This window comes from Rummeliibacillus sp. POC4 (assembly GCF_003576525.1).
Lineage (GTDB): Bacteria > Bacillota > Bacilli > Bacillales_A > Planococcaceae > Rummeliibacillus.
Genome location: NZ_QWUA01000056.1, coordinates 21,315 through 32,493 on the forward strand (window position 1 = coordinate 21,315; position 11,179 = coordinate 32,493).

The window sequence follows — 11,179 nt, forward strand, 5'->3', positions numbered from 1 at the left end:
AGTTATCATTGTTAACTAATTTGAAAAGGAGATTTATATGACTGCTTTTAGAACTTTATTTCATCAATTAGTTTTAACATACAGACCATTTGAAACGCAGTTAAATGAGAGGCTTGCAACGCATCATTTACACCGAGCTGAATGGTCTGTTTTGTATTATTTAGTGAACTCTGAATCGATGACATTAGTAGAAATGGCAAGACTTCTGAGTGTAGAAAAGCCTAATATTACGAGGACGATGAAGAGTTTAATAGAACAAGGTCTTGTAGAGGCTAAGCCCGGGAAAGACAAACGTGAAAAGCATATGGTGGTAACAGCTAAGGGCCTAGAGATTTATAAGGAAATACGGGTGACTGTTGATGTATTTGAACAGCAAATACTAAAAGGAATCCCAGAAGAAGAACAACTAGTATTTATGCGAACGATGAAAAAAATTAGAGGGAATTTATTAAATAGATAGGGGTCTTCCAATGAGTCATGCGAAAGAAAAATTATGGTCAAAAGATTTTGTCATTATGTCGATCATTAACTTTATCATTTTAGTTATTTTTTATTTGTTAATGGTAACGATGGCATCATTTGCAGTGAAGGAATATCATGCTTCAACAAGCCAGGCAGGTCTGGTGACAGGGATTTATATTATTGGTACTTTAATAGGTAGACTTGGAACGGGGAGAGTAATCGACCAATTCGGACGTAAAAAAGTGCTTATTATTGGTTTAGCTCTGTTTGTGCTAACAATGTCACTTTATTTCATTAATGCGGGGATTACTGTTTTGCTTTTATGTCGATTAGTTCATGGTATATCTGTTGGGATTGCGTCAACAGCAACAGGTACTATTGTGGCACAAATTCTTCCGCAATCTCGTAAAGGTGAAGGAATTGGCTATTATAGTATGAGTGCTACACTAGGGACTGCAATAGGTCCGTTTATAGGAATTATGATGAGTCAACATTCATCTTATAGTATGATCTTTTTACTATGTATGTTATTAGGTATTATCTGTTTAGTTATATCGTTAATGGCGAAAGTTCCCCCAGTACCAGGAGTACCAGATTCTCAAGCATCTTCAAAGGGATTCAGTATCTCACAATACTTAGAACCAAAGGCGATACCAGTTGCTATTATTACAATTTTTATTGCTTTTGGATATGCAGGTATTCTTTCCTTTATTAACTTTTTTGCTAAAGAACGTGATTTAGTAGCAGCATCAAGTTTCTTCTTTCTTGTATATGCTATTGCTATTTTAGTAACACGCCCATTTACCGGAAGATTAATGGATACGAAAGGTGCAAACTTTGTAATGTATCCATGTTTTGTTCTGTTTGCACTAGGTTTACTTTTGCTAAGTACTTCTCATAGCGGTGTCGTATTGTTATTATCAGGTGCCATGATTGGTGCAGGTTATGGGAATCTATCCTCAACAGCACAGGCCATTGCTGTAAAGTTGACACCTCCACATCGTATGGGATTAGCAACATCAACTTACTTTATCGCATTAGATGGTGGTTTAGGTGTAGGACCATATTTACTGGGGTATATTATTCCATTGCTTGGTTATGGAAAATTATATGTATCATTAAGCATTTTCATTTTCATCACCATTGCAATTTATTTCATACTTCATGGAAGAAAAGATCATCTAATCTTGGAGAAAAAAGTAGGGTAATTTTTTCATTTTAGAGCATTCTTTTATTGTAAGGTGTAATATATTTTAATATTAAATATTTTAGTGTTAAAATATATTTATTCGAAATAAAGGAGATGTAAACAATGGGAAAATTAGATGGCAAAGTTGCTATTATTACTGGTGGTGCAGGCGGTATCGGTAGTGGTATGGCAAAAGCAATGGTTAAAGAAGGCGCTATCGTAACAATCGTTGATTTAAATGAAGAAACAGGAAAAGCGATGGAGAAAGAATTACAACAATATTCTCCAGAATCCATGTTCATGCAAGTAAACTTAATGGACCGCAATAAGTTAGGGAATATTGTTGAAACAGTTGTTAAAAAATATGGTAAACTAGATGTCTTAGTAAACAATGCACATGCTTCAAGACAAAAGCCATTCATGGAAACTACACAAGAAGATATCGATCTTTCTTTCGGTACAGGTTTTTATCCGACATTCTATTTAATGCAAGCAGCATTCCCTTATTTAAAAGAAACCAAAGGTAATATTATCAACTTTGCATCAGGCGCTGGCTTAAATGGCGATCCCACACAAGCTGCATATGCTGCTGCAAAAGAAGCTATTCGCGGTATTACACGAGTAGCTGCTCGTGAATGGGGACAATATGGTATTAATATTAACCTTATTAGCCCAATTGCTCTTTCACCAGGTGTAGAAGCATGGTCTAAAGCTCAACCTGAATACTATGAAGCAGTTAAAAATAAAATTCCAATGGGCCGTTTTGGTGATGTTGAAAAAGATATTGGCCGTGTCGCTGTATTTTTAGCATCTGAGGATTCAAAATATATTACTGGTCAAACAATTATGACTGATGGTGGAGCAACTATGCTTCGATAGTATTTTGGAGTTAGGAGGACGTTTTGAAAGAAACAAATATTTTTCAACTGATACATGCAAACGAATTAGTGAATAATGCGAATATCCTGCAATTTTCGCAACGTATTCAAAATTATATAGGAATTTCACCTATTTTGGTTCTTAGTGAGCTTAAACAAAATGGACCCCAGAAGCAAACCGTACTGGCTGAGGAATTAGGCTATTCACCAGGGGCTATGACGAATATTGCTTCAAAGTTAGTAAAAGAGAGATATGCAGAGCGTCAATATAATGCAGATGATCGCAGAAACGTATTGTTAGCAATTACCGAACTAGGATTAAAAGCATTAGAGGAAGCGCAAAAGGTAGGAAATGAAATTCAAGTAGAACTATTCAGCATGTTAAGTAAAGAAGAAATAGAACAATATTTGTCCATCCAACAAAAACTTCTGTCTATAATCGATAAATGATAAAACAGAGATTGCCGACGTTGTCAAATTCATGACGACATCGGCAATTTTTTAATTTAAGGAGTTGCCCAAATCTCCTACAAAAAAATATAAAAAAGACTAGGCATATAATTTTATACACCTAACCCTTTCCAAAAAAAGTCACCAATATTTTTCGCCATATCATCGATTGAAGTGAAAAAAGCTTGACCATTTTCATCACGATGATTTCCAACGTTTAATAACGATGTGAATAACTGTGTTACAAACTTAGAATCATGCTGTGGGATTTCTCCCTTTTCCATGGCCTCCATTAAAGTGTGCTGAATAATCTCATGCATCTTTTCCTCGGATTGTTTCATTTTCTTTTTTTGTTCTTCAGATAAACTAATCTTGGCATCACGCATAAAGTTATTTAAGTCAATGTCTTCCGTTGCAGATAAATGGATTTTAATGAGTTGATGGAATCGTGATTTTAGTGGAAGCTCATCCCTATTCAAAATGTTAGAAATTTGCTCACGAATATAATCCATCATCACAATCATACAGTCCGTGTATAATTCTGCTTTTGTAGAGTAGTAATAGTAAATGGTTGCTTTTGTTAAATTACAAGCTTTAGCAATATCATCCATAGAAACAATTTTATAACCATTTTGAAGAAATAATTTTGTCGCAACTTCTAAAATAATGGACTTAGTGGGTTTATCTTGTTGATCATGACGAGGTCTACCTAGGCTTCGTTGTTTTTGTTGCACTGCAATCGCTCCTAAATACGCCATTTTTTACTACAGTATAGCATAAGATAAAAAGCTTGAATAATTAACTAACCAGTATATATAATTAAATCATTAACATGAGGATGGTGAATATTGGATGAAAAGAGGACCGTTAGAGCTTTGGGGTTCACTGGTTGGTGGAAAAAAGACGAGTTGGATTCCATTGGTTGTTTGGGTATTATTAGTTACTGTTTTATCTTTCCTTTGGCCGCAAATAAACAGTATAGAAAATGGATCAGCTAATGATTTACCAAAAGAGTTAATGTCACAAAAAGCGGAGCAATTAATAAGTGATGAATTTTCAAGTGATTCAGGAAATCCGTTATTAGTGGTTTGGCATAGAAATGATGCATTAAAAGATGATGATATTGAAGCTATTCAAAATGTCTATAAAAATTTAATGGATCAGCCGTTAACTAAGCAACAATCAATTCCACCACTTGGGACTCTGCCATCACAAGCGATAAAAGCAGAAGTATCTGAAAATGGTACTACAATTGTTACACCTATCTTTTTTGACAAGGATGCATCTACTGATGTATTAAAAACGAATGTAGAAAAATTTGAGAAACTAGTTACAAAAGAGTTAGGGGAAGATCCTTTTAGTAACAAATTATCTGAAAGTGGTTTACATTTACGATTATCAGGACCTGTAGGTATTCAAATTGATGCAGTCAGCTTATTCTCTCAAGCCGATGTGAAACTAATGATTGCAACAGTATTATTAGTATTAGTATTATTAATTCTATTATACCGTTCACCTATTTTGGCAGTCGTACCATTATTAGTTGTTGGGTTTGCTTATGGTTTAATAAGTCCATCTCTAGGTTTCTTTTCTGAACAAGGATGGATTACAAAAGATGCACAAGCTGTATCTATTATGACAGTATTATTATTTGGTGCAGGAACAGATTATTGTCTATTTTTAATCTCAAAATATAGAGATATTTTATATGAAGAAGAGAATCGTTTTAAAGCGATGAAAATAGCGGTAAAAGAATCAGGTGGTGCTATAGCCATGAGTGCCTTGACGGTCGTCATTGGGTTGTTGACACTTAGTCTAGCACACTATGGATCTTTCCAAAGATTTTCAATACCATTTAGCTTTGCGGTTCTTTTAGTAGGAATTGCATCATTAACAGTTTTACCAGCATTATTGGTGCTAATAGGTAGAATAACTTTCTATCCATTTATCCCTCGTACTGTAGAAATGGAGAAGGCAAGAGCTGAAAAGAAAGGGAAAGTTTTTAAAGAACCAAAGCCAAAACATCGATTCAGTCGTAAAATTGGCCATGTTGTAACTCGTAAACCTTGGACTGTTATTATTACCACAATAATCTTATTAGGCGGGCTAGCAACGTTTGTGCCTAAAATACAATTTACCTTTGATTTGTTATCGTCGTTCCCAAAAGACATTGCTTCGAGAGAAGGTTTTCAACTAATATCTGATAATTTTAGTCCTGGTGAATTAGCGCCAGTAAAGGTTATTGTAGATACTGATGGTAAGAATATAGATTTACAAAAAGAGTTAAAAAAACTATCTAATGTTGATCAAGTTAACAAGCCACTGACAGGCAAAACTAGAGAGGAACTTCAATTAGTAGAACTCTATCTTGATGGAAATCCATATTCAACGGAAGCAATTGAACAAATACCTAAGCTTAAAAAACAAGTAACAGCAATACTACAAGATGTGGGTATTCAAGACGCTAGTAAACGTGTATGGATTGGTGGGGAAACCGCTACTCAATATGATACAAAGCAAACTATTGAACGAGATGAATCTATTATTATACCAACAATGATTGCTATCATTGCGCTGTTGTTACTTGGATATTTACGTTCGATTACAGCAACTCTATACTTAATCGGTACAGTTGTTTTATCTTATTTTGCAGCATTAGGTGCAGGTTGGTTAATATTACATTACTTCTTTGATGCAGATGCTATTCAAGGATCAATCCCGCTTTATTCGTTTGTATTTTTAGTGGCACTCGGCGAAGATTACAATATATTTATGGTATCTGAGATTTGGAAAAAGAGAAAAAAGCAAGATCACCATTCTGCAGTTTCCGATGGAGTAGTACACACAAGTAACGTTATTACGTCAGCAGGTCTAATTTTAGCTGGTACTTTCGCAGTGTTAGCAACTTTGCCTATTCAAGCATTGGTACAATTCGGTGTGGTAACAGCAATAGGCGTTTTACTGGATACTTTTATCGTCCGTCCATTACTTGTACCTGCTATAACTACAGTTTTAGGCAAGTATGCTTTTTGGCCAGGGAAACTATTTAAGAATGCAGATAAATAAATACATCAAAAAAGCTGAGAGATGTTATCTCAGCTTTTTTGATGTAACCATATAAAACTAATTAGTTGCTCCTTTTGTTCAATTTATCCCCTAATAAAAAGACATAAAAATACTATTTCAAATTAATAAAAATGGAAAAATACTATTTTATACCAAAAAATAAATATTTTAAATTTACAAAAAATTGATATAGACTAAATGATATGAATCATTTACAATATGATTTGTAAAAAAGTCTAACAAAGTATTAACAAGCATAAAACTATATCAAATAAATATTCAGATTATACCAATTTATCTGAATATTATGAATATAGTTTTGACAAGGGGGATATGGTATGAGTTCAAAGAAATTAAAAAGATATGCATCGGTATTTTTAGCTTCATCTTTAGTCGTTGGCGTTTTAGCGGGGTGTGGAAGTAAGGATGAAAAATCTTCAAGTGGCAAGAAAAGTAGTGATGAGATTAAAATCGGCTTAAATTTGGAATTATCTGGGGCTGTAGCATCTTATGGTTCTGGTATTTCAAAAGGAGCTAAACTTGCCATTGATGAGATCAACAAAGCAGGTGGTATTGACGGCAAAAAGATCGTACCAGTTGAAATTGATAACAAATCAGATGCGGCTGAAGCAACATCTGCGGCTATTAAGTTAGCAACACAAGAAAAAGTAGTAGCACAAGTGGGTTCTGCAACATCTGGAAATACAGTTGCTGCAGTGCAAATTGCGAATAAATATAAAATGCCTGTTATTGGGCCTTCTGCAACATCTGAAACTGTAACAGTAAGTGAAAAAGGCGATTTAAATGAGTTCGCCTTCCGTACATGCTTTATCGATCCATTCCAAGGTCAAATCGCTGCGAACTTTGCACTAGATACTATAAAAGCGAAAAATGTAGCTATTTTTGCAGATAGTGCAAGTGATTATGCAAAAGGATTAGCCAAATCATTTAAAGAAACCGTTGAGAAAAATGGTGGCAAAGTTGTAGCGGAGGAATCGTATGTTGCAAAAGATACGGATTTCAAATCTACTTTAACGCGTTTAAAGTCTAAAAAACCTGACTTTATCTATATCCCAGGCTATTACGAAGAAGTTGGTTTGATTATTAAACAGGCCCGCGCGGCTGGTATTGATGTACCTTTGATGGGTGGAGATGGATGGGATTCACCTAAAATGGTTGAGTTAGCAGGTAATGATGCGCTTAATAAAACATACTTTACAAACCATTATTCAGCTGAAGATCCAGATGAAAAAATTCAAAAATTTGTTGAAGCATTTAAAGCAGCTAATAGTGATCAAGCACCGGATGCATTTAATGCGTTGGGCTATGATACGGTCTATTGGTTAAAAGATGCAATTGAACGTGCAGGATCAACAGATGGTGAAAAAATTAAAGACGCATTAGCAGATACAAAGGACTTGTCATTAGTTACAGGTAATTTCTCAGTGGATGAAAAACATAACCCAGTAAAAACAGCAACAGTTCTTGAATTTAAAGACGGTAAGCAAGTATTCAACTCTAAAGTTAATCCTTAATGCTTTGGTTAAGAAAAGGGGGGACGGTCCTCCCTTTTCGTATTTATTTCTTTTTAAAGGAGTGGGATTTATGGAGTGGTTGCAACAGTTAATCAATGGTATTTCACTCGGAAGTATATATGCATTAATTGCCCTCGGTTATACGATGGTATACGGCATTATTAAACTGATCAATTTTGCGCACGGTGATGTGTTTATGATTGGTGCGTTTATAGGTTTTTTAGCTATTGCAAGATGGGATTTAGGATTCTTTCCAGCATTACTATTAGCAATGGTTGTTTGTGCAATATTGGGGGTATTAATTGAACGTATTGCTTATAAAAGATTACGTAATGCAACACGTATCGCAGCATTAATTACAGCAATTGGTGTATCACTTTTGATTGAATATACGACCATATTCTTCAGGGGTGCACAGCCAGAGGCATATCCAGATGTTATTTCAAATAAGACATTTAACTTTTTAGGTGCACAAATTAGTATGCAATCCATTATGATTTTATCAGTATCCATCGTACTAATGCTTATCCTACAATTCATCGTACATAAGACAAAGATTGGTAAAGCGATGCGTGCAGTATCTTATGATGTTGAAGCAGCACGCTTGATGGGAATCAATGTAGATAATACCATTTCAGTAACATTTGCAATTGGTTCTGCACTTGCTGGTGCAGCAGGTGTTATTTTTGGTGTTTACTATACGAAAATTGATCCTTTAATGGGGATTATACCAGGGGTGAAAGCATTTGTAGCAGCTGTGCTTGGAGGCATTGGCATAATTCCAGGGGCAGTAGCTGGAGGTATGGTGCTCGGTGTTGTTGAAACGGTTGTTAGTGCATTAGGCTTCTCCTTATGGAGAGATGCAGCTGCCTTTGTTATTTTGATCTTAATCTTAATCTTTAGACCTGCGGGGATATTTGGCAAAAACACCCGTGAGAAAGTGTAGGTGACGGTACTTATGAAAAAGTCTAAAGTATTTTGGATATATGTTGCAGTAGCTCTAGTCGTCTATGGCATTGTGGAATTTTTGATTTCAAACGGAAATTTAGATATGTATTATTCAAATTTATTTATTACAATTGCGATTAATGTGATTTTAGCTGTTAGTTTACATTTAGTGATTGGGATTACAGGGCAGTTCTCAATTGGTCATGCAGGGTTCTTAGCAGTGGGCGCGTATATTTCGGCTATTTTCACAACAAATCTAGGATGGCCATTCCCAGTAGCATTGTTAATAGGGGCCTTTGTAGCAGCTATTGCGGGATTAATCGTAGGGATTCCTACACTCCGTTTAAAGGGTGATTACCTAGCAATTGCTACACTTGGATTTGCTGAAATTATTCGAATTGTATTCTTGAATATTGATTACGTTGGTGGGGCAGCAGGTATGCAAGTAGATTATCTAACAACTTGGTCTTATGCATTTTTTGCTGTGCTTATTACGATTATTGTTATTTCAAATTTTACAAACTCACGTCATGGACGTGCATGTATTGCGGTTCGGGAAGATGAAATTGCTGCAGATGCAATGGGAATCAACACCACTTTCTACAAAGTATTAGCATTTGCTATTGGTTCATTTTTTGCTGGACTTGCAGGGGGGTTATTCTCTCATAACTTCTTTATTATCCAACCATCACAATTTGGCTTCTTAAAGTCCTTCGATATTTTAATCTATGTTGTACTAGGTGGTCTGGGTAGCCTATCAGGATCAATTATTGCTGCGATACTTTTGACTATTATTTCGTTATATCTACAAGATTTCCCTGAAACTCGTATGATAATCTATAGTTTAGTATTAATCATTGTGATGTTATATCGTCCATCTGGCTTAATGGGAACGAAGGAAGTTACCGATCTTTTCAAATTCGGCAAGAAATCGAGAGGAGGTAATGTAAATGAGTAACCTTCTTTTAAAAGTTGAGAATGTTGGGATACAATTTGGTGGTTTGAAGGCTGTTTCAGGCTTAAATATGGATATGCATCAAGGTGAACTTATTGGCTTGATCGGTCCAAATGGTGCTGGGAAAACGACTAGCTTTAATATGTTAACCGGTGTTTATAAACCGACAGAGGGTGTTATAACGTTTGATGGAAAAAAGACGAATAACATGTCACCTCACCAAGTTACAAAAAGTGGCGTAAGTCGTACATTTCAAAATATCCGTTTGTTTAAAGAGCTTTCTGTTCTAGATAATGTAAAAGTAGCAAACCATTCACTTGCTCACCATTCTGTATTAAGTTCTATTTTACGTTTGCCAAGTTACTTCTCTGGTGAAGCGAAAATGGAACAACAATCGATTGAATTTCTAAAGATTTTTGGTTTAGACAAATATATGCATGAGCTAGCTAAAAACCTCCCTTATGGAATGCAGCGTCGGCTAGAAATTGCCCGGGCATTAGCTGCAAAGCCTAAGCTCTTATTATTAGATGAGCCTGCAGCTGGTATGAATCCTCAAGAAACTCATGATTTAATGGAGTTAATTGCTCTAATTCGTGAGAAATTTGATTTAACCATTCTTTTAATCGAACACGATATGGGACTTGTCATGGGGATTTGTGAAAGGATTTATGTTCTTGACCATGGTCAACTCATTGCTCATGGGAATCCAGAGGATATTCGTAACAATCCAAAAGTTATTGAAGCTTATTTAGGTGAGGAGGTTACAGGATGATGCTGAAGGTAAATGACATCAATGTGTTTTACGGTAATATTCAAGCATTAAAGGGAGTCTCCTTAGAGGTAAACGAAGGTGAAATTGTCACATTAATAGGCGCAAATGGAGCGGGTAAGAGTACACTTTTAAAGACATTGTCAGGATTATTAAAACCAAAACAAGGTACAATTGAATACCTTGGTAACTCTATAGCAGGAAAGGCTGCACAATCTATTGTAAAGGCTGGGATTTCACAGGTTCCAGAGGGACGGCGTGTTTTTGCAAATATGACAGTAGAAGAGAATCTGGAATTGGGTGCGTATTTACGAAATGACCGTGCGGGCATAGCAAAAGATAAAGAACGCATTTTTGGGATTTTTCCTATTCTTTTAGAACGCCGAAAACAATTATCTGGTACATTATCAGGTGGTGAACAGCAAATGCTTGCAATGGGGCGGGCAATAATGGCTAGACCAAAGCTGTTATTGTTAGATGAGCCGTCTATGGGACTAGCGCCAATCATGGTAAAAACGATTTTTAATACGATAGAAGAAATTCGAAAAGAAGGCACAACAATTCTTTTGGTAGAACAGAATGCCCATATGGCTCTTTCTATAGCTGACCGATCCTATGTAATTGAAACGGGTAGAGTTGTACTATCAGGCACTGCGAACGAACTAAAAGAGACTGAACAAGTGAAAGCTGCATATTTAGGTGGATTATAGAAAGAAAGGGGACGGCCTATAAGTTATGAAGATTACGTAGCAGTCCCTTCTTCTATAAAAAATATTCACTATGAAGTTTTGCTCTTGCAGTTATGTGATCAAATTATTCCATCCTTGTTCCGAAGGACGTGTCTCAGAAGGGATTTTTAGATACGTCCTTTTTTGCATTTAACCTAAATTTCCCGCGAGACAGTCATAACGTCTTTACTAAATGTAT

11 protein-coding genes are annotated in these 11,179 nt (G+C 35.6%); 10 read left to right on the forward strand and 1 reads right to left on the reverse strand.

The window, feature by feature from the left end:
- Positions 1-37: 37 nt before the first annotated feature.
- The 4 genes from D1606_RS13795 (at position 38) to D1606_RS13810 (ending at position 2,979) form a co-directional block, all read left to right on the forward strand.
- Positions 38-460, forward strand: a complete 423-nt coding sequence (locus D1606_RS13795) for a MarR family winged helix-turn-helix transcriptional regulator (RefSeq protein ID WP_119416601.1) — start codon at positions 38-40, stop codon at positions 458-460.
- A gap of 10 nt (positions 461-470) precedes the next feature.
- A complete protein-coding gene (locus D1606_RS13800; protein ID WP_119416602.1) occupies positions 471-1,670 on the forward strand; it encodes an MFS transporter in 1,200 nt (399 codons plus the stop codon).
- 104 nt (positions 1,671-1,774) lie between these two features.
- Entirely contained in the window at positions 1,775-2,530 is a 756-nt protein-coding gene (locus D1606_RS13805) for an SDR family NAD(P)-dependent oxidoreductase (protein WP_119416603.1), read from the forward strand.
- Between the two features lie 23 nt (positions 2,531-2,553).
- Positions 2,554-2,979 carry a MarR family winged helix-turn-helix transcriptional regulator gene (locus D1606_RS13810; protein WP_119416604.1) on the forward strand — a complete coding sequence of 142 codons (426 nt, stop codon included), beginning with the start codon at positions 2,554-2,556 and terminating at the stop codon, positions 2,977-2,979.
- 113 nt (positions 2,980-3,092) lie between these two features.
- Here D1606_RS13810 and D1606_RS13815 read toward each other — a convergent pair whose 3' ends face one another.
- Positions 3,093-3,713 carry a TetR/AcrR family transcriptional regulator gene (locus D1606_RS13815; protein WP_369973810.1) on the reverse strand — a complete coding sequence of 207 codons (621 nt, stop codon included), beginning with the start codon at positions 3,711-3,713 and terminating at the stop codon, positions 3,093-3,095.
- 118 nt (positions 3,714-3,831) lie between these two features.
- On the opposite strand from D1606_RS13815, the gene D1606_RS13820 reads away from it, so the two are divergent.
- The 6 genes from D1606_RS13820 (at position 3,832) to D1606_RS13845 (ending at position 10,962) form a co-directional block, all read left to right on the forward strand.
- Positions 3,832-6,045: an MMPL family transporter gene (locus D1606_RS13820; protein ID WP_119416605.1), complete on the forward strand. Its 2,214-nt coding sequence runs from the start codon at positions 3,832-3,834 to the stop codon at positions 6,043-6,045.
- 338 nt (positions 6,046-6,383) lie between these two features.
- Complete coding sequence (locus D1606_RS13825) at positions 6,384-7,580, forward strand: ABC transporter substrate-binding protein (protein ID WP_119416606.1); 1,197 nt, start codon at positions 6,384-6,386, stop codon at positions 7,578-7,580.
- A 70-nt stretch (positions 7,581-7,650) separates the two neighbouring features.
- Positions 7,651-8,526 (forward strand): branched-chain amino acid ABC transporter permease, encoded by an 876-nt coding sequence (locus tag D1606_RS13830; RefSeq protein ID WP_119416607.1) that lies wholly within the window; start codon positions 7,651-7,653, stop codon positions 8,524-8,526.
- A gap of 12 nt (positions 8,527-8,538) precedes the next feature.
- Positions 8,539-9,486 (forward strand): branched-chain amino acid ABC transporter permease, encoded by a 948-nt coding sequence (locus tag D1606_RS13835; RefSeq protein WP_119416608.1) that lies wholly within the window; start codon positions 8,539-8,541, stop codon positions 9,484-9,486.
- Complete coding sequence (locus D1606_RS13840) at positions 9,479-10,255, forward strand: ABC transporter ATP-binding protein (RefSeq protein ID WP_119416609.1); 777 nt, start codon at positions 9,479-9,481, stop codon at positions 10,253-10,255. The genes D1606_RS13835 and D1606_RS13840 overlap by 8 nt, the downstream gene beginning before the upstream one ends.
- Positions 10,255-10,962, forward strand: coding sequence for an ABC transporter ATP-binding protein (locus D1606_RS13845; RefSeq protein WP_119416611.1), 708 nt, complete (start codon positions 10,255-10,257; stop codon positions 10,960-10,962). The genes D1606_RS13840 and D1606_RS13845 overlap by 1 nt, the downstream gene beginning before the upstream one ends.
- Positions 10,963-11,179: the final 217 nt, after the last annotated feature.

What these genes read in the sequence shown, in the direction of transcription:
- D1606_RS13795 (WP_119416601.1), top strand. Translation starts at nt 38, where the DNA reads ATGACTGCTTTTAGAACTTTATTTCATCAATTAGTTTTAACATACAGA.
- D1606_RS13825 (WP_119416606.1), top strand. Translation starts at nt 6,384, where the DNA reads ATGAGTTCAAAGAAATTAAAAAGATATGCATCGGTATTTTTAGCTTCA.
- D1606_RS13845 (WP_119416611.1), top strand. Translation starts at nt 10,255, where the DNA reads ATGCTGAAGGTAAATGACATCAATGTGTTTTACGGTAATATTCAAGCA.
- D1606_RS13805 (WP_119416603.1), top strand. Translation starts at nt 1,775, where the DNA reads ATGGGAAAATTAGATGGCAAAGTTGCTATTATTACTGGTGGTGCAGGC.
- D1606_RS13830 (WP_119416607.1), top strand. Translation starts at nt 7,651, where the DNA reads ATGGAGTGGTTGCAACAGTTAATCAATGGTATTTCACTCGGAAGTATA.
- D1606_RS13800 (WP_119416602.1), top strand. Translation starts at nt 471, where the DNA reads ATGAGTCATGCGAAAGAAAAATTATGGTCAAAAGATTTTGTCATTATG.
- D1606_RS13840 (WP_119416609.1), top strand. Translation starts at nt 9,479, where the DNA reads ATGAGTAACCTTCTTTTAAAAGTTGAGAATGTTGGGATACAATTTGGT.
- D1606_RS13820 (WP_119416605.1), top strand. Translation starts at nt 3,832, where the DNA reads ATGAAAAGAGGACCGTTAGAGCTTTGGGGTTCACTGGTTGGTGGAAAA.
- D1606_RS13835 (WP_119416608.1), top strand. Translation starts at nt 8,539, where the DNA reads ATGAAAAAGTCTAAAGTATTTTGGATATATGTTGCAGTAGCTCTAGTC.